We start from the raw sequence: 24,197 nt of genomic DNA, 5'->3' as shown, positions 1-24,197 counted from the left end.
ATTCGGAAAAATGAGCGATAATATAGTCTTGAAGCCAACCACGATTATTATTTTTGGGGCAACAGGAGATCTGGCAAAAAGAAAACTTTTTCCGGCGTTTTATAATTTATATATCGATGGCAGAATGCCAAAAGGCTTCAACATTATAGCCCTTGGAAGGGCGGATAACAGCGATGAGTATTTTAAAAACTATATCAGAGAGAATCTTGAAAGTTTCTCCAGAAAAAAAGTAACTTCAGAGGAATGGGCAGGTTTTCAGGCTCATATCACCTATTTTCAGCACCAGTTGGATGAGGAAGACTCTTACAAAAGCCTAAGTGAGAAACTGGAAAAATTTGACACCGTCTACGGAACCAGAGGAAACCGCTTGTTTTATCTATCCATCGGTCCGAACTTTGTCTCCACAATTTCTAACCATATTAAAAATACGGCACTAGCCTCTGATCCTCAGAAAGACCGTATTATTATCGAAAAACCATTCGGCCATAATAAGCAGTCGGCCATTGAACTGAACAGCTTACTGGCTGAGACTTTTGAGGAAGAGCAGATCTACAGGATTGACCATTACTTAGGAAAAGAAACGGTACAAAATATCCTTGCCTTCAGATTTGGAAACTCCATTTTTGAACCTCTGTGGGATCGCGAGCATATAGAATCTGTTCAGATCACCGTTGCAGAGGAAGTAGGCGTTGAAACAAGAGGGAGCTTTTATGAACAGACGGGAGCACTCAGAGACATGATCCAAAACCATCTCTTGCAAATCCTTTGCATGGTAGCCATGGAGCCACCCGCGTCATTGGAATCCGGAGAAATCAGGGATCGGAAAGTGGACGTACTGAAATCTATCCGGAGAATTTCTCCCGACAAAGTAGATCATTATGCTGTAAGAGGTCAGTATGGAAAAGGAACTGTCAATAAAGTTAAAGTCAAAGGATATCGTCAGGAAGAAGGAATTGCTGCCGATTCAAATACGGAAACTTTTGCCGCAGTAAAATTCTATCTGGATAACGAGCGATGGCAGGATGTTCCTTTCTATGTTCGGACAGGGAAAAAAATGCACGAAAAACACTCGTATATTACCATCCAGTTCAAACCCCTTCCCCATTCCACTTTCTCGGAAAGTTCACAGCTACTATCCGCTAACAGGCTTATCATAAACATACAACCCCTTATGGATATCAGACTTCAGTTTATGACTAAAATGCCGGGGCTTTCACTGGATCTCAAGCCTGTCGAAATGATTTTTGATTATTTTGCATGCCAGGAAAATACTCCTGAAGCCTATGAAACCCTTTTATTGGATGCTCTTTTGGGAGATCTTACTTTATTCATGCGTTCTGATCAGGTAGAAGAAGCATGGGACGTTGTAAAAACCATACAGGAAGCCTGGGAAAGCACAAAAGATACTTCTTTTCCAAATTATGAAGCCGGAAGCTGGGGTCCCGAAGACAGCTTTACCCTTGTTGAAAGACAGGGACATAAATGGGTTTAAACAAAATAAATTAAAGAAAAATGAGTATTACTGTATTTGATGACTTAGATACACTCTATAAAAAATCAGCAGATCTATTCGTAGATCTCTCGCAAAAAGCAATTAAAAAGCAGGGGCACTTTTCGGTCGCTCTGAGCGGAGGCTCTTCGCCCAAAAACATCTTCAAGCTTTTAGCCACTGAGGCATATGCTTCCCAAATTGATTGGGCTAACGTGTATTTTTTTTGGGTAGATGAACGCTGGGTAGCTTTAAATGATGACAAGAGTAACGCCAAAATGACGATCGAAACATTGTTAGACAAAGTTCCTGTTAATAAAAGTCATATATTCCCGATGTATAAAGATGGCGTGGAACCTCAGAAATACGCTGAAGAGTATGAAGCACAAATCCGAGCTATTCTTGGTGACAACGGTATTTTTGATTTCATCCTGCTGGGAATGGGAGATGACGGGCATACTGCCTCACTCTTTCCTGGAGAGGCTGTTTTGGATGAAAAACAAAAATGGGTAGACGCTTATTATCTAAAGCCTCAGGAAATGTTCAGGATTACGTTAACAGCGCCTATTATTAACAAAGCTGAAAATATCCTGGTCATTGCTTTTGGTGAATCCAAAAAACACGCATTGAACGAAGTGCTTAACGGTGAATACAATCCGAAGCTCTATCCTTTACAATTAATAGAACGTAACGAAGGTTTCCGTTTTTTTACGGATGAAAAGGCAAAAGGTTAATCGTTACCACACTCTACCAAAAACAGCATTATCAGGATTTGATAATGCTGTTTTTTTTGATTAGGGATAAAACTTGGGGATGAATTCAGTTGTTTAAAAATTTGTATTATCAGGAACGTTGATTTTAGTTTCTGTTTTAAAATTAGCTACAAATGCACGAATTTTTTATTTCCCGCAGATCGTAAAGGTTTTCACAGATGCTGTTGTTTCTGTTGGTTTTTCACAAAGTCGCAAAGATATTTTTTAATACTTTATGTTTTTAAGGCGCAAGGATTTTATCAAAGATAAAATTGAGGGCTGCATATTGTGGCCACGAATGCACGAATTTTATTTCCCGCAGATCGCCAGATTTAGAACATTTCAGTGGAAAATAAAAGATTTTCAAAGACTTAGATGTACTTCTATGCAGTTTAACATTAATCTTAAATAACTAAAGTGTTAAAAAACTTTTGTGACTTTTGACTACGTCGAAATATCATTCATCGACTGAAAGGAGATAATCTTCGATTTGTGGTTAAATTTTAGCTACAAATGCACGAATTTTTTATTTCCCGCAGATTTTTTCAGATACCTCTGTTTCTGTTGGTTTTTCGCAAGGCCGCAAAGATCCTTTTTAATGCTTTATGTTTTTAAGGCGCAAGGATTTTATCTATGATAAAATGGAGGGGTGAACATTATCGCCACGAATGCAGGAATTTTTTATTTCCCACAGATTTTTACCACTTAACCTTCATGATCCCTCATCAATAATCGTAGAATCATCATCCCATTTCTATAAAAAAACATGGATGTGATATTGAAATAATCTACGGATGCTTGAATTTATTAACCACAGGAGTTGCATACATGGCCAAAAAACTTTCTCTCAAAGTCTGATCTGCACAACCGATACGCATATCCATTCTTCGTTCAAACACCATCTTCTCATTTTCTGTGTAATGCTCTGAATATTTGTTTGTTGAATGTAAAAGATCGTACGCAATAAAATTGGTTGGCCACAACTTATAATTCTTGATAATAGAATCATCAATAATCTGTGCGATTGCCTGTAGCTGCTTGTTCTTATTATCGATAGTTTGAGCAATTTCATCAAATTCAATATCAAGTACTTGTCCTGCATGAAGGTGAATTCGTTTTTTCTGCCCTAAAATTCCGCTTAAAATATTGGTAAAATCTTCGTCCTGACTTTTTACATATACCTCATTTCTTGATTTTGCCATCAATTGAGGCATTTTCAGAACGTCCGTAGGATCATATTCATAAGAAATCGATAACGGAACAATTTTAAGGTTTTTAAAGAAATCGGTTAATGATTGATTTTCAGAAGCCATCGCCAACATTTTCAGAACTCCCTGCTGAGTAACATCATTTCCGTCTTTTGTACGGCCCTCACGTTGGGCAATCCATACCGAACGATTGTCGTTTTTCAATAAACTGTAAATATATTGAGACATTACTTTTGAACTTTCCAGCTGCTCACGGATGGATAATCCTCTTTGAACTAAAAAATTACGGTTCAGTTTTGCTAAAATATGCAGAAATTTCTTTTTAACAAGATTATCACCGATTGCCGAAGCCGTCATGATAAATCCGCCATCCAGTAAAACCAAATTAAGAAGCGAGGTATCCAGAACAATATCTCTGTGATTTGAAATGAACAGGTAAGCCTTATTCTTACTCAATTCATCAAATCCCGAGGTCGTTAACCCATCAGAACTCTGTTTTAAAATCTGACGAATTGTGTTCGCAATACATTCATGCTGAAAATCACTGATTGAATTGATATTTTTAAACTTATCATTCCAAAGTTCTTCATTATAATCTGGAAAAGTAAAATGCATCAGTGCTTTCATCATCGGATGCTTGATAATACTTAGCAAAGCATTATTTACTTCATCATCATTAAAAAACCTTATCTCATCAAACTTAGGCATTTTTTAAAATATAAATTACGGTATAAATAAAAAAAAGCTTACTAATTTTTAGTAAGCTTTCTCTGCGGAGAGTGAGGGATTCGAACCCCCGGACCTGTTACAGTCAACAGTTTTCAAGACTGCCGCAATCGACCACTCTGCCAACTCTCCTTAAACTCCGACAGTATCGTTGTTTTCAGTGGTGCAAATATAGGACGTTTTTAATTATCTCCAAAATATTTGACATGAAAATTTCAACAAAAATTAATAATCAACTAGAAATCAGAGAAATTATTTTTTCAAAAAGGGGAATATTGATAATATTCATTGTATTTTTAAGAAATTCAAAAACAAAAAAATATGAAAAATTTCCTGAACCAATTTGCCGATGTCCTGTTGATGGAAGCATTATCAAGTAAGCAGACTCAATTATTATATGCTTTTACAACAATTTCTGTGTCTACTGCTTTCGTTTTCCTGGCAGGTAAAAGTTTGGGAAAGTTCCTTTATTATGTATTGTATTCGTAAAAGATGGAAAGTGCATTCATGATAATCCTGTTATCATAGTATCCATTACACGAAAGAAAAAGCGCATCCCAACAGATGCGCTTCATATGTAAAAAATGTTTTCTCACTATTTTAATGTAATTCTGCCAGGTATTTTTCAGCATCCATTGCAGCCATACATCCGCTTCCGGCTGCTGTAATCGCTTGTCTGTAGATGTGATCCTGAACGTCGCCCGCTGCAAAAACTCCCGGAAGATTTGTTCTTGAAGATCCTTTTTCGGTATCTATATATCCGTTTTCATCCAGATCGATCTGACCTTTGAAAATATCTGTATTTGGTTTGTGACCGATGGCGATAAATATTCCGTGGACATCAACAGTGGATTTTTCCTGAGTCTGGTTATTGATAACAACCGCTCTTTCTACCAAATTATTTTCACCTTCGATACCAATTAATTCATGGTGAAACTTTACTTCGATGTTTGGTGTATTCTGAACTCTGTGAATCATTGCCTTAGATGCGCGGAATTCGTCTTTTCTCACTAACATCGTTACTTTGTTCACCAATTTTGCAAGGTAAGTAGCCTCTTCTGCTGCTGTATCACCAGCTCCAACCACCACAACATCTTTTCCTCTGTAGAAGAAACCGTCGCACGTTGCACATGCAGAAACTCCTCCTCCATTGTATTTTTTTTCGTCATCAAGACCTAAATACTTTGCCGTAGCTCCCGTAGAAATAATCACTGTTTTAGCGAAAATTTCTTTGTTTCCTGCGTACAATTTGTGAACCCCTCCCACTTCCGTAGAAAACTCAACCTTGGTGATCATTTCATAATGCACTTTGGTGTCGAATCTTTCTGCTTGCTTCTGCAAATCCATCATCATTTCAGGACCTGTAATTCCCGCCGGATATCCAGGGAAGTTATCTACTTCCGTAGTTGTTGTTAATTGCCCGCCCGGCTCCAAACCTGTATACAATTCAGGTTTCAAGTCTGCTCTTGCCGCATAAATAGCTGCTGTAAAACCAGAAGGCCCAGATCCAACGATCACACAATCTAAAATGTTTTGCTCCATAATTTGCTTTTCAAAAGATTTAAAATTTACGTCTGCTAAGTTCGTAATTTTTAATATTTATTTAAACTTATTTTAATGATAGTTGTCAATATCTAATATGTCGAATTTCAATGGTTGATAGTTGATTGTTTTTGGTTGATAGCTTTTAACTCCATCAACTAACAACTATAAACCATCAACTAAATCACACTTTCATCTTAATTTTATCGACATTGATGATTTTGTAAACCAATTCTTTAATCAGTTCCGCTTCGCTCATGTTGACAGCACCTAATCCTTTTCCTTTCATATCAAATTCTCTTAAAATAGAGATCACTCTTGTGGCATGTTTTAAAGGATATAATCTTGCGGATTCCGCGTAATCTTTAAGAAAATAAGGGTGAACACCCATTTGAGAGGCAATAGTCGGCTGAGGCTGCCCCGCCATCGTATGATAGATAATAACATTGGAAAAATAATTATACAAACTCGCCAACATCATTACAAAAGGATTGTTTTTAGGATTTTTACCCATAAAATGAGCAATTTTAAATGCCGCGTTGGCATTTTTTGTTCCTAAAGCTTTCTGTAATTCGAAAACGTTGTATTCTTTGCTGATACCGATATGGTCTTCGATAATTTTTCCGTCTAAAACCTCTCCCGGTTTCAGGATGATTTTTAATTTATTCAACTCATTTGCGATTCTTGAAAGGTCATTTCCAAGATATTCTGCCAGTAAATGAGAAATGTTGGGGGCTGTTTTTATCCCAAGTGAAATACATTCGTCGGAAATCCATTTTGGAAGATTATTTTCCTTTATCGATTCGCTTAAAAATAAGGCATTGATTTTATCTAAAGATTTCGCAACCTTTTTTCGGCTGTCTAATTTCTTGTGTTTGTGTGCGAAAACCAAAACCGTCGACGGAACCGGATTTTCAACATACGTTTCCAAGGCTTTAGTTTCGGGTTCATTTAGCTTTAAATCCTGAGCTTCTTTTACAATGATTACCTGCTTATCGCCCATCATCGGAAACTGTCGCGCCAAAGAAAGAATTTCCTGATACGTTGTGTCTTTTCCGTAAACTACTGTTTGGTTAAAAGCTTTTTCGTCTTCGGTTAAAAAGTCATGTTCAAGGGCTTTTACCGCAAGATCTATAAAGTGAGGTTCTTCTCCGTGGAAAAAATAAATAGGTAAAACTTCTTTATTTTTAATATTTTTGAGGATTAAATCTAATTCTTTCATCTTATAAATGGAACTTCCAAAACTGAATTTTCAGGAAACTTTTGATTTTAAATTCAAGAAAGACAAAGATAAGTTTTTTATTTATGACTTGGTTCGTAAAACTTACCTTTTGCTCACTCCCGAAGAATGGGTGCGCCAACATTGGGTGCATTATTATCTGACGGTAAAATCCTACTCTACTTCGGCTTTAATTACTGAAAAAAAGATCGTTCTCAACGGTTTAACGAAGAGGATTGACCTTTTAGTTACTGAAAAAACAGAACCTATTATTTTAATTGAATGTAAGGCTCCGCAGATTAAATTAACGGAGAAAACTTTTGAGCAAACAGCAAGATATAACTCAATAATCGGTGCAAAAGAAATTATTCTGACGAATGGTTTACAGCATATTAATGCGTATTATGAAAATGAGCAGTATCAGTTTTATAAAAAATAAATCAGCTTTTATCCTTTCCAATTATATTTTCGCGATGTTGTAACCCCCAATCGAGCATTACATCCAATACTTTTCTGAATTCGTATCCAGAAGCGGTTAGTTCATATTCTACCGTAACCGGAATTGTATTATAGACTGATCTTGTTATAATTCCGTTGGCTTCCTAATCTCTCAGCTCTTTAGAAAGCATTCTGGGTGTGATTTTAGGAATATCTTTTTCTATTTCTCCAAAGCGTTTCTTTCCAAAAAACAAGGATGAAATAATGGCGGCTTTCCATTTTCCATTAATTACGTTAATCGTATCATTTACGGCTAATATATACGTTGACGAACATTCTTTCCAATTTTCAAGCTCAGAAATCTTTCCCATAACTATTTGATTTATTAAATACTATCATTCGGTATACTACTATACAAAAGTATATTGCTATTTATTCTATATCAAATGTAATATAAATTTGTATCATAAAATTTTAAAATAAATAAAAATGTCAAAAAAAGTATTGTATATTATTTCAAGCACAAGAGGCAACGAATCGTTTACCAATATATTAGGAAATGCTGTTATCGAAAAAATCAGAGAAAATGACGATGATATTATCGTCGAAATTCTTGATCTTTCGAATGAAAACTTTCCACATTTAACCCAGGAACACATCAATTCTTTCTTTACACCACCTGAACATAGAACTCCTGAATTAAATCAAATAATTAAAAAATCAGATGAAGCAGTTGTCCAAATACAGGATGCTGATTATATAGTTATTGGAGTTCCCATGTATAATTTCGGAATAACTTCTAGCCTGAAAGCTTACTTTGATCATATTGCCCGAGCCAAAGTTACTTTTCGATATACAGAGAATGGTTCGGAAGGTCTTCTAAATAATAAAAAAGCCTTTATTGCAGCGAGCACAGCGGGAGTTTTCAGTTCCGGAATCAATCAGTCTTACGATTTTGCCATTCCCTATGTGAAACATTTTCTTTCGTTTATCGGGATTACAGATGTTACTGTTTTTCGTGCGGAAGGAACAGCTATTCCGGGATTGCAGGAACTTGCTCTGAATAAAGCAATCAATGAAATATCAGAATATCAATATGCTGGTGCTATTTTGTAGTTTTTAGTCACTTAATAACAATTTATTAATCCTTTTTCTGAGTTATTTTATTAATTTAGATGAAGGATTTTTAATTATTACACTTTCTAATATGCTTTTGTCATTCTAAACAATCTAAACAATACTCTTAATAAGACTCGAGATTAGTTCCCTACCAGCTGACAGACAGGCTATTGAATTCATGTAAAATATTGAAAATCTGACAAAATCCCTAGCCCCGATTGCAATGAAAATCCTTTTTTGAAAAAAAAGATTGCAATGAAAAGCGGGAAATAGCTTTAAAGAAAAAATTTAATTTAAAATTATGATACGTTCAATATTATTCGCGGCATTTTTAATGAGTTCGGGAACTATTTTTAGTCAAAATCTTAAAACGGTTTCTTATCAGGATGGTTCACAAAAACTGAATGGTTTGGTAACTTCGAATGCAGGAAAAAAACTTCCGGGAGTTTTGATTTTACCAGCTTGGAAAGGAATTGATGATGAAGCAAAAAATGCGGCTTTAGAACTGGAAAAACAAGGTTATGTAGCTTTTATTGCCGATATTTATGGTGAGGGGAATATCCCAACCAATATGGATACTGCGGCGAAAAACTCAGGATTCTACAAAAAAAATTACGAAGCTTACCAAAAGAGAATTACGCTGGCGCTCGATCAATTGAAGAAAAACGGTGCCGTTGCTGATAAAATTGCAGTAATCGGCTATTGCTTCGGAGGAACAGGTGCTTTGGAATCTGCGCGAGGAAGCCTGCCTGTGGTGGGTGTTGTTTCGATTCACGGAAGCATTGGGAAAGATCAGTCGAGAGCAAACGGACCAATTGCTACAAAGATTTTGGTTGAAAATCCGGCAGATGACAAAAGTGTGTCGCCTGAAGATTACAATAATCTGATCAAGGAAATGAACGATGGAAATGCAGATTGGCAGATCATTACGTATGCTCATTCAAAACATACGTTTACCGATCCCAAATCACCGGATTATAATGCAGTGATGGCAAAAAGAGCCTGGAATCATACCCTTCTTTTTCTGAAAGAGGTTTTACAATAACAGCCTTTAAAAAATTTTGTATAAAGCATAAAGGCACCCTACTGAGGTGCCTTTACGCTTTTATATATTTTATGCAATCTGATTCCGGCAGAAGGAAGATCTCAAAGACATTCTCTGGTCTCTCTTCAGGAAATTTATCATTACATTAAAGTCCCGATTTTATGTTTTGAATCCGATTAAAGAGCCAGCACCCTTATATCAATCCGCCTGTTTCTCGCCCTGCACTCCTCTGTATCGTTGGCAGGACATATCGGATGTTTTGAGCCATACCCTTCTGCTTCAATTCTGTCACCGGAGATTCCAAGTTCCAGAAGTTTTAATTTTGCGGTTTGAACCCTCAAATTAGATAAAGACTGGTTGCTCGCTTCATTTCCTGTATCATCGGTATAACCGCCCAATTTGATTTTCATTTCGGGATAGGCTGTCATCATTTCTGCAAGATTGACCAGCTGCACCACTGCCCCCGTCTCCAGATCGCCGTAACCTCGTTCAAAATAAAGATTTTCGATGGTAAACCAACGATCAGGCTCCAACAGAGACCGATCTTTTTTCTTCACCATGAGATATAATGCATACAGCTGACCAGAGTTTCCCAATACCAGAGTTTTTCCGTTATTTAACTTTATTTTCTCTTCTTTTCCGGTGTCATACATAAAATCTCCATTTTCATTAAGGTGACCTTTAGCAGACTCTCTCGGGATATGTGATGTCGCGATTCCTGCTTTCCCGCTTTTTAGGTTCACGGACATTTCAGTATTTCTTGTCAGGCTTTCAATTTTGGCCATTCTGTCGGCATTAATTTTATCCTTATGTAAGATCGCTAATGTGGGGGCTATGACCAGGGAAACAATGGACATTAATTTTATAAGAATATTCATTGAAGGTCCTGATGTATCTTTAAACGGATCTCCCACGGTATCACCTGTTACCGATGCCTTATGTGGTTCTGAACCCTTGTAGTAAGTCTCTCCGTTGATGTCTACCCCTTTTTCAAAAGATTTTTTGGCATTATCCCAGGCGCCCCCGGCATTGTTCTGGAACATCCCCATCAATACGCCGCATACGGTTGCACCGGCTAAAAATCCCCCCAGCACTTCCGGTCCGAAAATAAACCCAACCAGCAAAGGAGAAACAATAGCAATAGCTCCCGGGAGCATCATTTTTCTGATAGAGGCATCCGTAGAAATGGCGACACATTTTTCATATTCCGGCTGCGCTTTTCCTTCGAGGATTCCGGGGATTTCACGAAACTGCCTGCGAACTTCCTCCACCATGGCCATGGCTGCCTTTCCTACTGCCTTGATCGCAAGTGAAGAAAAGATAAAGGGAATCATTCCGCCAACAAAAAGTCCGGCTAAGACATCTGCCCTGTAAATATCAATACCGTCAATTCCTGCAATGCCTACAAACGCAGCAAATAACGCCAGAGCTGTTAAAGCGGCAGAAGCAATTGCAAAACCTTTTCCCGTAGCAGCCGTTGTGTTTCCCACCGCGTCCAGAATATCAGTTTTTTCACGAACTTCCTTTGGCAGCTCGCTCATTTCAGCAATACCTCCTGCATTGTCAGCAATGGGACCGAAAGCATCAATAGCAAGCTGCATGGCCGTGGTTGCCATCATTCCCGCCGCAGCAATCGCCACTCCGTATAATTCAGCACAAAGATATGAACCATAGATTCCGCCTGCCAGCACAATGATGGGAAGTAAAGTAGACTCCATTCCTACTGACAGCCCTCCGATAATATTGGTGGCATGGCCTGTAGATGACTGTCTGACGATACTTGAGACAGGTCTTTTACCCATCGCGGTATAATATTCGGTAATGATACTCATTAAAGTGCCGACCACGAGGCCGACCATAATTGCACCGAAAACGCCCATTTTCGTAAACTCATGCCCTCTCAGGATCATGGATTCGGGTAAAATATAATTAACAAGAAAATACGATGCAATGGCCGTGATGACAATACTTCCCCAGTTTCCGAGATTCAAGGCATTCTGAACGCTTGATGCTGAAGTATCATCGTTATCATTAATTCTAACCAGGAGAGTTCCTGCTATAGAAAAAACAATTCCGGTTCCGGCGATCATCATTGGTAAAAGAATAGGAGCAAAGCCACCGAATGAATCCACGGAAACCGTTTCCCGTCCCAATACCATTGTGGCTAAAACTGTCGCAACATAAGAGCCAAAAAGGTCTGCCCCCATTCCGGCAACATCGCCTACATTATCCCCTACATTATCTGCAATGGTTGCTGGATTCCGGGGATCGTCCTCAGGAATTCCGGCTTCTACTTTCCCTACGAGATCGGCACCTACATCGGCAGCTTTGGTATATATGCCACCTCCTACTCTTGCAAAAAGAGCGATAGACTCTGCCCCCAGGGAAAATCCTGTAAGAATTTCAATGGTTCTCTCCATTTCAAGAGAATTTACGCTCGCATCCGGAGCAAAAATCTGTTTAACAATTAAAAATAAAGCTCCCAAACCGAGAACTGCAAGGCCGGCTACCCCCATCCCCATCACGGAGCCTCCTGTAAAAGATACCTTAAGTGCCTTGGACAAAGATGTTCTCGCGGCTTCAGCCGTTCTTACATTAGCTTTGGTGGCGATTTTCATTCCGATAAATCCGGCCAGTGCAGAAAACAGTGCTCCGACTCCGAAAGCAATCCCGATGCTCCAATGGGAATGTTCATTGCTCATACCCATCACGGCCAGAAGAATTCCTACACAGATGACAAAGTACATCAAAACCTTGTATTCGGCCTTGAGAAAGGCCATGGCTCCGTCAGCAATATACCCGCTGATCAGTTTCATTTTTTCATTTCCGGCATTCTGCTTATTTACCCAATTACTTTGAAATAATGTGTAGAGCAGAGCAATCACCCCAAAAACAGGTACTAAAAAGAATAAGTTCATCGTTTAATATTTTTTTGGTAATAGAATATTAAATATAATGAATAATTCTTTTGGATGTTTTATATTTAACTTACAAAACACTGAAATTTAAGGTTTAAACGGTTAATCCCAAACTTTTACAACCTCATATCCGAATCGCTGAGATAAAATAATCCTGAACCCGAAGAATGAAAATAAGCTGAACTTTTTTTATTTTATGAGGTGATTTTTAATTTCGCATTTAAAGATGGGGCAATCAAGTTAAAGACAGGAAAAAAATGACCATGAGAGCATTAATATGAGAAAATGAATACTCTTTAAATAGCTTAAACTACTTTATTGGATGAAGGCTGGCATTTTCTGAAAAATAATTTCATGCTTTATGCCGAGAAAATACTGAATATTCTATTTAATTCTTAAATTTGGTCAATGCAAAAGAATTTTTATCTCATCATCATATCATTTTTCCTTGTAAGCTGTTATACCTATCAGGTTAAAAAGCAACCAGATCCTGCTAATGACAAGAATCAGGACGTTAAAAGGAATGCTGATCAGGCTTCCAATATGCCTATGCCGACGAAAGGTACACAAGCAGAAGCCCAAGCTCAAAAGGTGAATCCCCAGCTTGCCCCTGCGCCCGTTGCAGTGAATATTCAGGAGAAGCTTTCGGCTAATAAAAATGTCAGAATTGATGTTGACGGTAAAACGTATAAAGTTATTGTTGACCGTTGGGAAAGCGACAGTCTGGTGGCGCATCCCGTTCACAATCCTAAAAAAATTCTTAAGTTTCATAAAAATCAGATCAATTCGGAAAGAATTGCTGAAAAACGTTTTTCACAGCCTATTGCTGATATCATTACAGTTACAGTGTATGCCGGTATTGCCGCTCTGATCTGGGTTCTGGTAAAATAATTTTTAATAAGAAACTTGTTTAAATTTTTTACCACAAAAGAAGCAAAATATTTTTACACTTTAGTTATTTTAAGTGTAGTAGTGAAACTCAAAAAAATACGTAAGTAAATAAAATCAAAGATCTTTTCTTTTTGCAGACTTTTGAATTCCTTTAAACAAATACAATAAAGCCTTTTGTCTCTTTTGCGGTTAAATTTAAAATTAGTTTAAACAGACTTAAAGCTTATCTCATTCAAATAGGATACGAAGAAAGCAGGAACATTATATTCCTGCTCACCACGAGTCATCATTGAGACAGCTGACTCTAAATAAAAGATTAAAAAAAAATTAATTTACCTTCCAGCCACTTGATCGTTGCTGAATATCCCACATTTTACGGTAGATCCCGTTGTGTTCAAGTAATTCATGGTGTTTTCCTTTTTCTGCAATTTGACCTTCATTCAAAACCAGAATCTGATCTGCATTCTGAATGGTAGATAATTTGTGGGCGATGACCACCACTGTTTTTGATCTCACCAATTCCTGAATAGCCTTTTGAATATAAATTTCATTTTCAGGATCTAAACTGGCTGTCGCTTCATCCAGCAAAACAATAGGAGCATCCTTCAAAAGCGCTCTGGCAATGCTTATTCTCTGCTTTTGGCCTCCCGAAAGTTTACTTCCTCCTTCTCCTACTTTGGTGTGAACTCCTTCCGGCAAATCATTGATGAATTCAAGACACTGTGCCAGTTCCATGGCATTATAAATTTGTTCTGCTGAAGCTTCAGGATGACCAATTTTAACATTATTAAAAAGCGTATCATCAAACAGATATACCTCCTGAAAGACCTCACTGATGAATTTATAAAATTGACCCTGATTAATATTGCGGATATCCGTGTTACCGAAAGTGATGCTTCCCGAACTTACATCCCAGAATCTTGCGATGAGCGAAGCAATCGTTGTTTTTCCCGAACCGGAATGTCCAACCAAAGCCAACATGGACTTTTCCGGAATTGTAAAATCCAGATTCTGAACTGTGAGTTTATCCTGATATCCAAAGCTTACCTGATTAAAAGCAATGTCAAAACTTTCAGGTATTTCATCTTTTTCAGTTTCCATGGTAGGCTCTTCAAGCACATCAATAATCCGGTTCAGGCTTTCATTCATGTATCTCAGTGTTAGATAATCAACCATCACCACTTTCAATGGCGTATACAAATTATAACCCATAATCAAAAACGTAATGAGTACCGGAATGGTGATCGACTGATGAGAAAGGTAATACAACCCGAGCGCAACCATCACAATAAACCCGATTTCAAAAACAATCGATGCTGTAACAATGAAAGGTCCCGGAACGGCTTCCATACGGATACATTTTCTTCTCAGGTCTTCAAAGGATTCTTCCAGACCTTTGTGTTTTTCACCTGTCAATCCATAGGATTTTAAATGCCTGATTCCCTGAACATATTCTAAAAATTTTGCTCCAACAGTATTTCTGGCTTCAATTTGTTTTCTTCCTAAACGGCTTATGAAATAATTAGCAATCCTTAAAAATGGATAAATTAAAGGAAGGGCGAGCAACAGACATAAAGCAAGCCTCCAATCATAAATAAACAGGAAAACAGACAGCAAAACCGTTCCGAATGCGGCAGCAGCAATATTGCCGACACTGTGCCCGAAAATTCCTTCGAAACTTGCAACATCCTGCAAAACCACCGAAGCAATCTCTCCCGGATCTTTCTTTTTAAAAAAGCCTAAAGAAAATTTCTGAATATGATTTCCCAGTTTAATTCTCAGTTGTGTCGACAGATCGTAAACCCAAAGATGAGAGGCAAGCATCGTTTTGGAAGCAATAAAGAATTGTATAATCAGCATGGTAAACATTACACCGACTACCGTCCAGACTCTTGTTCTATCTGGATTTTCTGAAAATAGCTCCCAAACAACCACCAATAAAATTCCTGAAGGGGAAGCAATAAAAAGACTGTGAATAATTTCCAGAACAGCTACTTTTCGAGTTCCTTTTGGGTTGAAAGAGGTTACATATTTTAAGTTTCTGATCATTTTTATTTAGTTTAATGATTCTTCTCTTTTCAAAAGCCTTTTTCTGAACAGAAATAATAAAGAACTGAAAAATATCAGATAAGCAATATTAAAAATTGCTCCGCCTACCCATCCTGAATAAGGTAAAGGTAATATGTTTTTCAAAGGGATAATAAGCAATGTTAGCGCAAAAGGAGTAAGGATCGCCATCCATCTAGGAAGTAAAGTTTTATTTAAAACAATACAAACTGCAAAAGAAACCCAACCAATCGCCAACACACCAATGGCAGCTCCCCACGCAATATTCAGCATTTTCATAAAACCTCTTCCTGTTTTCAAAAGATATGGATGTGAAGTTGCATCAGTATGATAAACTGCTTTATAAATTTCGCCGACATAAAAGAAACCGGCGTGCCCTAAAGGAGATAAAACTGCCCCGACAAGCAAAATCCAATAGATAGCAACTGCATACCCTTTTGTTCTGTCTTTAAAAAACTGGTAAACCAACCATGTTGCGGGAAGTAATAAAGGACCTGTCAAAGCCCCTATCAATGTACCAAACATCAATCTGGCCGTTGAACCTTCCAACATTAATGTAGCAAAAGTAACATCTACCTGATCGGCATATGTTTTTGAAAAAATTGGGTAATCGGCAGGATTGGGATCAAAACCGGCAACGAAAATATCGCCAATCAGCCAACATATCGAAACGATAATCCCTGCTGCGAATGACCAATTTATCTTATTTGAATATTTCATATTTTTCTATTTAATTTTTAATTAATTCCTGATGCTAAAAACTGAGATCTTTTAAAACATTTTCGATCTTCAGTTCAGAATCATAGAATTCAACTGTTTGCAAATTATCTCCTTCAACCAATTTCAAACCTGTTTGGTCTGGCAATAATCTATTTAATAAGTTAATGTCTAATTTTTCTGTTCCGACAATAATATTTTTTACGCCTTTTATTCCGTTGGGATGATTAATTTCTTTTGGCCGCGGATTCGGAACATACGCAGACATTAAAAAAGGAAAATCAATATTATTCGGCATCAGAAGCTCCCATTTCAATTTTTGCTTATGAATATCTTTTCGTGTTGCTTTATGAAATTTAAACTTGATATTTTCATTCATAAAAAACTGTTTTTCAGTATTTAAATCATTGGCAACAGACTCTAAAGACCATTCACACCAGCCTTCCCCAACATTCTTCCATTTCTCTAATCGGTTTAAAACCGGCTGATATCCAAAAATTTTCATCATCCATTTTACATAGAAAGGAAGTCCGGAATTTTGATAAATTTCTACAAAAACTCCTTTTTCAAACCAAATCAAAGCATTGTAAGCTTTTGATTTTTCTGTTCCGTATTGCACAATGAAACCCGCATCCTGAAGCTTTTTTACAGAAGAATGAAGATCTTTCACCTGATACAGAACATGGCTCAGCTGTAGATTATTTGGCTTCAACTTCTGCATTTTCTTCATGCCTTTCCATCGCCGATTTATCTTCTGCCACACCGGATTTCCAATAAGAATAAGCGTACAATTCCTCTTGTTTCCAGTGTTTTTCTTTTCGTAAATATCTTCGGATCTCTTTTACAGAAGAAAATTCTGCAGCTACATAGCCTGAACGTGAACTTTCGGGTAAGTTCAGTTTTTTCACCGTATCTACAAGCTGACTTCCCTCTTGAGGATGCTCATTGTGAAGCCAGATAAATTCAATATCTGCTAGAGTTTCAAGATTCTGCTCGTCAATTTTACTGTCAACTTCAAGGATACAGGTTCCTTTTGCCGTTGAAGGTAAGTCTTCAAGAATCGCAGAAATCACAGGAATAGCCGTTGCATCTCCAATCAATAAATAATGGTCTGCCTTTCCGTAAAGCTCTGTTTTTCCGTCTTTCATTAAAATCCCTAAAACATCGCCTTTTTCAGCATTGATCGCCCATGCAGAGGCAGGACCTTCATCTCCATGTGCCACAAAATCGATCCAGACTTCATTCTTTTCCAAATCAATTCCTCGATGTGTGTAAGTTCTTACGATAGGACGAATTTCATCAGGCTGTGGAATCCACTGCATTTTTTCATAATCAAATTCAGGAAAATAGATTTTATTTAACCCTTTCGGCGGTATTAATATTTTATTGTTAACTCCAACCGTTGTATTTTCCAGCATAGAAACCTGTTCTCCTGTAAGAAATACTCTGATATAATGAGGTGTAATGTATTTTTTTCTACTCACCGATAATTCAACCTGAATTGTTTTAAAATTTTTCATTCCTCTAACTATTATTTTTTATCTAATCTTCTACATGACAAACTCCTTCGCTCTTGTGTGGGCCTGCCACATTCTTTGATACAGCTCGCTTTCATTAAGCAAAGTATCATGCTTCCCTTTGTTCACCAATTTTCCTTTATCAAAAACAAGAATCTGATCTGCATCGGTAATCGTGCTCAGCCGATGAGCAATCACAAAAACTGTTTTATTTTTAATTAACTTACTGAAAGCCTGTTGAATCTTATATTCATTTTCCGGATCTGCAAAAGCAGTGGCTTCATCAAGAATCAGGATCGGTGCATTTTTAAGAATGGCTCTGGCCAGCTGAAAACGCTGCTGCTCTCCTCCACTTAAATGAACACCAGAGTGACCAAAAAGAGTATCATAACCATTGGGGAGACCGATGATTAACTCATGAATCTGTGCTGCTTTTGCCGCATTTTCTATCTCTTCACGGGTTTTATCCATTCCCATCTGGATATTTTCAAACATCGTTTGCTGAAACATAAAACTGTCCTGAAAAACAAAGGAAACCATCTCCATCAATTGATCCGGCGGATAATTTCTGATATCAATTCCTCCGACTGTAATGCTCCCTTCCGTTGCATCCCAAAATCTGGCTAAGAGCTGTCCCACCGTACTTTTTCCTGCTCCCGAAGGTCCGACCAAAGCGGTAATGGACTTTTCTTTAACCTCAAAATAAATATCTTCCAGTACATGATGTTCTCCATCATAAGCGAAGCTTACATTATTAAAATTAATTCCCAGATTTTCAGGTTTCTGAAGTTCAGTTCTCTGTTCCAGATCATTCTGATACAGCAGTTCATCGATTTGTCCTACTCCACGGTTGATCACAGAAATCTGCATTCCCATATTGCTCAGGGCAAACAAAGGTTTAATATATCCTGTTCCAAGAATAAGAAACAGAAGCAATGTCGCTAAAGTGACTCCATTCTGAAAATAGAGATACAATCCGAGTGCGAGAACTGGCAGCATGGCATTGCTTATAAAACTCATGAACACGGCAAATGCTGGAGTACTTGTTTTTACCCATTCTCCCACAAAGCCATTGAAACGCTTTACCGTATTTCCGTATTTATCAAATGTTTCCGCAGACTGTCCGAAAATCTTCATCACAGGCATCGCTCTCACATATTCTACAATTCCCGCATTCATATCTTCCAAAGACTGATGATAGCTCTTCATAAGAGCCGTATTTTTTTTGCTTCCGAACATAATAGGTAGCCAAATTCCAAGAACAACCAAAGGCACAAAGCTGATCAACGCCAGACGCCAATCCTGAGAAAAAAGGAAGATAATCGTTACCACCGGCAGAGCCACTCCTTTTACAAAATCCGGAATCTGATGGGCGATGAAGTTTTCAATTCTCTCCACATCATCGGATAATATTTTCTTTAACGCTCCCGAATTTCTGTTATTAAGATATCCCATCGGCAGCTTTCCAACCTTATCAACAATAAACCTCCGCAACTCAAACAGGATATTATACGCTGCAATATGTGATAAGATTCCTGATATAAAAAACAGCAGCATACTCGCCACTGCTGCGATCATGGCGTAGATAATATACGTTTTAGCCAAAGGAAAATTGACATTCTTCTGAGTCAGTTCGCGGATAATATAGAACACCAGAACATAAGGCACCAGACTTAAAAAAGCATGAGCCACAGCCAGTAATCCTGAAAAAAATAACAATATTTTCTTTCTTCCTGCGATTTCCAGCAGCCTATAGATTCCGTTTTTCTTTTTTTTCGGGTCTTTCATTAAAATTAAATTCAGTTATTAAGAACGATTCTAAATAATCATTACCTTTGTGCAAATCTAGTAAGTTCCTATGGTACGAAGGGTACGCGAAAAGGAGTAAAAAGTCCGCGAAAAGGAAAACCTTACCGGTAAAATATAAAGCAATGACATTAAGATTGTACGATAACAATATTCAGGACATCCTTCTGGAAAAGCAATATCCGAACACCTATTTCATCCGTGACGGTGATATTCAGGAGTGTACTACTACGCTGCAACATCCTTATGGCAAAGGTTTTTACCATGAAATTTGCTTTGAAAATGTTCATATTGGCTTTGGAGATGTTTTTCTTTCGGATAACCTGTGCCTTTATTTCGAAAGCGACTATGATACGGTAGAGCTGCATTTTGCTCTCAAAGGTAAAACGACTGCCACTTCAGAAAATTTTCAGAAGAAGGTACAATTCGACAGCTACCAGCATAACATCATTTATGCCCATGAAATGCGCGGTAAAATGGAATTTGATGCCCACGACATGAACTTTCTGGAAATAAACCTGGCTCCGGATTTCTTCAAAAAGTTTCTTCCTGAAGACTCTAATCTCTTCAATACATTCAGAATGGCGATTGAAAGACAGCATTCCTGTCTCATCAATCCCGATCACAGCCGTATAAGCCTGGAAATGTACCAGCTTCTGAACGACATTATGTATTGTAACCGCAAGGGAATCTTTAAGAAAATATATCTGGAAGCTAAAATAAGTGAACTCCTTCTGTTACAGCTCGAACAGCTTTTTTATCAGGAAAACTCAAAATCATCTCTGATAAAAAAAGATGAAGAAAAAATATATGCTGTCAGAGAATTTATCACGAATAATTTAGATAAAAACCATTCTCTCATAGAACTGGCGCATCAGGTGGGAACCAATGAGTTTACGCTAAAAAAAGGATTCAAAGAGCTTTTCGGAACCACTGTCTTTAATTTTTGGAACGATGCTAAAATGGCTCAGGCAAAGAAAATGCTTATGAATGGAAACATGAATGTGAGTGAGGTTTCTGATATGGTAGGTTATAAAAATCCGCGCCATTTTTCTGCCGCCTTTAAAAGAAAATACGGAATGATTCCGAGTACGCTGAAAAAATAGTGGTTCAGCAGAACAATAAATTGACGTAAAATCATTGGTATTTATATCAATTTACTTATTTTTGGGCTCAAACTAATCCTGTTTATCGAGCATTCATCTTATGTAAGATAATTTAAAAGTATAGAATAACCATTGAATAGACTATTTTATCATTTAAAATTCAGAACCGCTCAAACCTTCAGAATTTGCAATCAAAATCCTAAAAAAAGTATTCCTATTGTCTTTATTCTGATTGCCATTATTTTTGTAAAGCTTCCTTACGAGGTACTTTATCCTATTTTGCCTTTGGCTTTAGCATTTGTTTTTCATATTTCAAGAAAAGACATTCCTTTTATTCAAAAAGTATTTTCAAAAAAATGGCCGTTGATTATTTTCATTGAATTGCTGATTATTTACTCTTTATGCTTACTGAGCAATATTAATTATAAAGTGGATCTTTATGGACTTATCGCTGCTATCGGCTTAATACCATTGATTTGTTGGAATCCGAAAGTCAATTTTGATATTGGCTTACAATGGAATTTTATCCCTGATTATTTCTTTGAATGGAAAAGCTTTGTAAGGCAATACAGCTGGCTTTTTATTGTCGGTTATCTTATTCTGCTTTGCTCGGCATATCACACCCTATCTTTGTTTTTGGGCGCGGTATTTTTAACCGATTATCTTTCTCACATCTATGAACACAATGAAAACAAGGAAATGCTGATCACTTTCTTCAGGAAAAATAGTTTTAATCAAAAATTGAGAAAAAATGCGGTACTTTTTAATATCTTACTATTACCCGTTTACATAGGATATTTAATATTCAATTATGCCGAAAGCGGATATATTCTTTTCTATATGCTTTTTGTTAATTTATATTTTTTACTGATTGTATCAAGAAAATATAAGCTTTATGATTACAAAGACAAAACCAATTCATTCAGCATCATCGTGCATTTGGAATACTCATTTTACAGCATAACCGTCATTCCGGCACTCATCATTATCAGACAAAATTTTAAACAAGCACAGGAAAACATTTCAAAATATGTTGGAGATCAGGAACATTTCAGTCAACTTTAAAGATAAGAAAGTACTAGAGCAACTCAGTTTAACTATTGAAGAAGGCTCTGTTTTAGGATTATTGGGGCAAAACGGCGCCGGAAAAACGACTTTATTTGAATCTCTTTACCAAAACGTAAAATACAACGGCGAAGTTTTATGGAAAGGAAGAAAAATAAAACGAGATGATATTTCCTACCTTGAAACCGACAACTATTTTTACCCTTACATCACAGGCAAAGAATATCTTGATTACTTCACAGGAAAAAATTCAACAATAAAGAATGAATTAACGGAAAAATTTCAGCTTCCGTTGAATAAGTTTGCGCAATATTATTCCAGTGGGATGAAAAAGAAATTGGCTCTTATTGGTCTTTTATTGCTCGATCAGCCTATCAATATTTTAGACGAACCGTTCAACGGTGTTGATTTTGAAGGTGTTCACATATTATATGAAATCATTAAAGAGCTTAAAGAAAATAAAAAGACGGTTATCATCAGTTCTCACATCATAGAAACACTTTTCAATACGTGTGACAAGATTGCAATTTTAAAAAAGGGAAAAATAACGGAAATTTATGATCAATCGGAGTTTTATCAACTGAGCGATTTTAAATTTTAATGTCAAAAAACCTATAAATCAATCTATTAAAACCTTCAGGTTATAAAAAACAAAATCCCCGACTTGCGACGGGGATAAAAACTAATAACCATGAAAACTCAAATTAAACATGAGAATCACTGCAAAGGTATAAATAATAAAATAAACCTCCGCATAAATGGGAGGTTTTAATTTAAAAATATATGTTTAAGTGAAAAAAGTGTTGCTACTCCCTATTCAAAGATTATGCCGTGAATAGGGATATTTGATAATTTTTTTAATATTTTTTTTGATATTTATTGATGTTTTATATCTAAACAATTGAATACCTGTATAAAATATATTTTTAAATTAAATGAAAAATTTTTAACGTAAAAAATTCTTTAAAAATCCAAATAAAAGTTTATGAATGTGGTATCTCGCGACAATTAGAGGAAAAAATAACTATTTATCCGATAATTGTGAGTATTTTTGAACAATAAGTACACCTAAATAATATTTGACAACCTACTCATGATTTTAATCGTTGACGATAACCATAGCAACCTTTATTCATTAAAAAAATTACTGGAATCTAAAGATTTTCAAGTTGACACAGCAGATTCGGGCGAAGAAGCCTTAGGAAAAGCTTTAAAAAACAATTATGCCTTAATTATTCTGGATGTTCAGATGCCGGATATGGACGGATTTGAGGTCGCGGAAACCCTTGCAGGATATAGCAAAACGAAAGAAGTCCCGATTATATTTTTATCGGCCGTTAATACCGAGAAGAGATTTATTACTAAAGGATATGCCTCAGGAGGAAAAGACTATGTTACCAAACCTGTCGATCCGGAAATCCTTATGTTGAAGGTAAAAACATTCTATAATCTTCAGGAACAAAGCCTGGCGATGAAAAAAAACCAGCAAAGTCTGGAACTTGAGGTGAAAGGAAGACGAGAATCTCAGGGAATTATGAAATCTCAGATCGATCATTTCCATCTGATGTTAGAATCCCTGCCACAAATTGCTTTTACCCTAAACGAAGAAGGCATTGTAGATTTTGTTAATTGTAAATGGTTTGATTATTCAACTTCAGAACAGCAATTTCCGGAAACCCATCCCGACGACCTCGACATCAAAGAAGAATTTGAGCGTTGTAAGAAAAAGGGGAAATCTCTGGAACTGGAAATCAGGATCAAAAATATAGAATCGGGAGATTACCGTTATCATCTTTTGAGAGTAACTCCGGTGCACGAAGAAAACAGTATTAAAAACTGGGTTGGAACTTTTACTGATATTGACGATCAGAAAAAAGTGGAAAAGGAAAAAGATGAATTTCTGAGCATTGCTAGCCATGAGCTTAAAACTCCTTTAACGAGTATTAAAGCTTACGTTCAGCTTTTAGACAGAAAACTAAAACTGGAAAAAGAAAGTGCTGAAGCAGGATTTATGGTTAAAGTTCATGATCAGATTGAAAAGCTTAATACTTTGATTACCGACCTTTTGGATGTTTCTAAAATTGAAAATGGAAAACTGAAGATCAACAAAAAGCCAGCGAGCCTTGAAAACGTCATCAGCAATGCTATTGAAACCATTTTGCAGACGCATGATGAAAATAAAGTAAAAATAAAGCGAGACGGCATTATTCCTGATATTTTGATTCCTTTTGATGAGATCAGAATTGAGCAGGTTCTCATTAATTTCCTTACGAATGCCATCAAATATTCTCCTCAGAACAATCAAGTTATCGTAACCACTTTTGTGGACGAAGAAGAACAGGAAGTAAAAGTAAATGTTACCGACTTCGGAATCGGAATTCCGGATTTTAAACAGGAAGCCGTTTTCAATAAATTTTACCGTGTTGAAGAGTCTTCCGTACAGTTTCAGGGAATGGGAATCGGACTTTTCATCTGCTCTGAGATCATCAAGCAGCACCACGGCCACATCGGGGTTTCCAGTATTGTTGACGAAGGTTCAACATTCTATTTCACATTACCATTAAATTAATTT

At 36.8% G+C, this 24,197-nt stretch carries 20 protein-coding genes, 1 tRNA gene and 1 pseudogene; 11 read left to right on the top strand and 11 right to left on the bottom strand.

Going from position 1 to position 24,197, the window contains the following annotated elements; translation table 11 throughout:
- Nucleotides 1–10 precede the first annotated feature (10 nt).
- Both zwf and pgl read left to right on the top strand, forming a co-directional pair.
- Entirely contained in the window at nucleotides 11–1,492 is a 1,482-nt protein-coding gene (gene zwf / locus VUJ46_RS01960) for a glucose-6-phosphate dehydrogenase (protein WP_326983335.1), read from the top strand.
- A gap of 20 nt (nucleotides 1,493–1,512) precedes the next feature.
- Nucleotides 1,513–2,223: a 6-phosphogluconolactonase gene (pgl, locus tag VUJ46_RS01955; RefSeq protein ID WP_326983334.1), complete on the top strand. Its 711-nt coding sequence runs from the start codon at nucleotides 1,513–1,515 to the stop codon at nucleotides 2,221–2,223.
- Nucleotides 2,224–3,029: 806 nt separating this feature from the next.
- Here pgl and VUJ46_RS01950 read toward each other — a convergent pair.
- Nucleotides 3,030–4,157, bottom strand: coding sequence for a 1-acyl-sn-glycerol-3-phosphate acyltransferase (locus VUJ46_RS01950; protein ID WP_326983333.1), 1,128 nt, complete (start codon nucleotides 4,155–4,157; stop codon nucleotides 3,030–3,032).
- A gap of 65 nt (nucleotides 4,158–4,222) precedes the next feature.
- Nucleotides 4,223–4,307, bottom strand: a tRNA-Ser gene (locus VUJ46_RS01945).
- A gap of 189 nt (nucleotides 4,308–4,496) precedes the next feature.
- On the opposite strand from VUJ46_RS01945, the gene VUJ46_RS01940 reads away from it, so the two are divergent.
- Nucleotides 4,497–4,664 carry a hypothetical protein gene (locus VUJ46_RS01940; protein ID WP_326983332.1) on the top strand — a complete coding sequence of 56 codons (168 nt, stop codon included), beginning with the start codon at nucleotides 4,497–4,499 and terminating at the stop codon, nucleotides 4,662–4,664.
- Between the two features lie 111 nt (nucleotides 4,665–4,775).
- On the opposite strand, the gene trxB is transcribed toward VUJ46_RS01940, so the two are convergent.
- Together trxB and holA are read right to left on the bottom strand one after the other, a co-directional pair.
- Nucleotides 4,776–5,717 (bottom strand): thioredoxin-disulfide reductase, encoded by a 942-nt coding sequence (gene trxB, locus VUJ46_RS01935; RefSeq protein WP_326983331.1) that lies wholly within the window; start codon nucleotides 5,715–5,717, stop codon nucleotides 4,776–4,778.
- A gap of 184 nt (nucleotides 5,718–5,901) precedes the next feature.
- The gene (gene holA / locus VUJ46_RS01930; protein WP_326983330.1) at nucleotides 5,902–6,939 is read right to left on the bottom strand and encodes a DNA polymerase III subunit delta; all 1,038 of its coding nucleotides are present in this window, start codon (nucleotides 6,937–6,939) and stop codon (nucleotides 5,902–5,904) included.
- A gap of 7 nt (nucleotides 6,940–6,946) precedes the next feature.
- Between holA and VUJ46_RS01925 the strand changes: the two genes are divergently transcribed.
- Complete coding sequence (locus VUJ46_RS01925) at nucleotides 6,947–7,375, top strand: type I restriction enzyme HsdR N-terminal domain-containing protein (protein WP_326983329.1); 429 nt, start codon at nucleotides 6,947–6,949, stop codon at nucleotides 7,373–7,375.
- A gap of 1 nt (nucleotide 7,376) precedes the next feature.
- Here the strand turns inward: VUJ46_RS01925 and VUJ46_RS01920 are convergent.
- Nucleotides 7,377–7,745 (bottom strand): annotated as a pseudogene (locus VUJ46_RS01920) (winged helix-turn-helix transcriptional regulator).
- 118 nt (nucleotides 7,746–7,863) lie between these two features.
- Between VUJ46_RS01920 and VUJ46_RS01915 the strand changes: the two are divergent.
- Nucleotides 7,864–8,490, top strand: coding sequence for an FMN-dependent NADH-azoreductase (locus VUJ46_RS01915; RefSeq protein ID WP_326983328.1), 627 nt, complete (start codon nucleotides 7,864–7,866; stop codon nucleotides 8,488–8,490).
- Nucleotides 8,491–8,794: 304 nt separating this feature from the next.
- On the top strand, nucleotides 8,795–9,538 hold the full coding sequence (locus tag VUJ46_RS01910) for a dienelactone hydrolase family protein (protein WP_326983327.1): 744 nt from the start codon (nucleotides 8,795–8,797) through the stop codon (nucleotides 9,536–9,538).
- 176 nt (nucleotides 9,539–9,714) lie between these two features.
- Here the strand turns inward: VUJ46_RS01910 and VUJ46_RS01905 are convergent, their stop codons facing one another.
- On the bottom strand, nucleotides 9,715–12,456 hold the full coding sequence (locus VUJ46_RS01905; protein WP_326983326.1) for a sodium-translocating pyrophosphatase: 2,742 nt from the start codon (nucleotides 12,454–12,456) through the stop codon (nucleotides 9,715–9,717).
- 408 nt (nucleotides 12,457–12,864) lie between these two features.
- Between VUJ46_RS01905 and VUJ46_RS01900 the strand changes: the two genes are divergently transcribed.
- Nucleotides 12,865–13,347: a hypothetical protein gene (locus VUJ46_RS01900; RefSeq protein ID WP_326983325.1), complete on the top strand. Its 483-nt coding sequence runs from the start codon at nucleotides 12,865–12,867 to the stop codon at nucleotides 13,345–13,347.
- Nucleotides 13,348–13,674: 327 nt separating this feature from the next.
- Here VUJ46_RS01900 and VUJ46_RS01895 read toward each other — a convergent pair whose 3' ends face one another.
- Genes VUJ46_RS01895 through VUJ46_RS01875 form a run of 5 tightly spaced genes read right to left on the bottom strand, consistent with a single transcriptional unit; the run spans nucleotide 13,675 to nucleotide 19,406 of the window.
- A complete protein-coding gene (locus VUJ46_RS01895; protein WP_326983324.1) occupies nucleotides 13,675–15,396 on the bottom strand; it encodes an ABC transporter ATP-binding protein in 1,722 nt (573 codons plus the stop codon).
- A gap of 6 nt (nucleotides 15,397–15,402) precedes the next feature.
- A complete protein-coding gene (locus tag VUJ46_RS01890) occupies nucleotides 15,403–16,134 on the bottom strand; it encodes a DUF6796 family protein (protein ID WP_326983323.1) in 732 nt (243 codons plus the stop codon).
- A gap of 34 nt (nucleotides 16,135–16,168) precedes the next feature.
- A complete protein-coding gene (locus VUJ46_RS01885) occupies nucleotides 16,169–16,852 on the bottom strand; it encodes a VOC family protein (protein ID WP_326983322.1) in 684 nt (227 codons plus the stop codon).
- A complete protein-coding gene (locus VUJ46_RS01880; RefSeq protein ID WP_326983321.1) occupies nucleotides 16,830–17,651 on the bottom strand; it encodes a siderophore-interacting protein in 822 nt (273 codons plus the stop codon). Before VUJ46_RS01880 ends, VUJ46_RS01885 begins: the two co-directional genes overlap by 23 nt.
- A 30-nt stretch (nucleotides 17,652–17,681) precedes the next feature.
- Nucleotides 17,682–19,406, bottom strand: coding sequence for an ABC transporter ATP-binding protein (locus VUJ46_RS01875; RefSeq protein WP_326985065.1), 1,725 nt, complete (start codon nucleotides 19,404–19,406; stop codon nucleotides 17,682–17,684).
- A gap of 173 nt (nucleotides 19,407–19,579) precedes the next feature.
- On the opposite strand from VUJ46_RS01875, the gene VUJ46_RS01870 reads away from it, so the two are divergent.
- The 4 genes from VUJ46_RS01870 to VUJ46_RS01855 all read left to right on the top strand — a co-directional run bounded on the left by VUJ46_RS01870 (nucleotide 19,580) and on the right by VUJ46_RS01855 (nucleotide 24,194).
- Nucleotides 19,580–20,560 carry a helix-turn-helix domain-containing protein gene (locus tag VUJ46_RS01870; RefSeq protein ID WP_326983320.1) on the top strand — a complete coding sequence of 327 codons (981 nt, stop codon included), beginning with the start codon at nucleotides 19,580–19,582 and terminating at the stop codon, nucleotides 20,558–20,560.
- Between the two features lie 132 nt (nucleotides 20,561–20,692).
- Nucleotides 20,693–21,625: a hypothetical protein gene (locus VUJ46_RS01865; RefSeq protein ID WP_326983319.1), complete on the top strand. Its 933-nt coding sequence runs from the start codon at nucleotides 20,693–20,695 to the stop codon at nucleotides 21,623–21,625.
- Nucleotides 21,591–22,226 (top strand): ATP-binding cassette domain-containing protein, encoded by a 636-nt coding sequence (locus VUJ46_RS01860; protein ID WP_326983318.1) that lies wholly within the window; start codon nucleotides 21,591–21,593, stop codon nucleotides 22,224–22,226. Before VUJ46_RS01865 ends, VUJ46_RS01860 begins: the two co-directional genes overlap by 35 nt.
- A 492-nt stretch (nucleotides 22,227–22,718) precedes the next feature.
- On the top strand, nucleotides 22,719–24,194 hold the full coding sequence (locus tag VUJ46_RS01855; protein ID WP_326983317.1) for a hybrid sensor histidine kinase/response regulator: 1,476 nt from the start codon (nucleotides 22,719–22,721) through the stop codon (nucleotides 24,192–24,194).
- Nucleotides 24,195–24,197: the final 3 nt, after the last annotated feature.

It is taken from the genome of Chryseobacterium sp. MYb264, from assembly GCF_035974275.1.
Classification (GTDB): Bacteria; Bacteroidota; Bacteroidia; order Flavobacteriales; family Weeksellaceae; genus Chryseobacterium.
The sequence above is the reverse complement of the archived record's forward strand: the minus strand, read 5'-3'. Positions and strand labels throughout refer to the sequence as shown.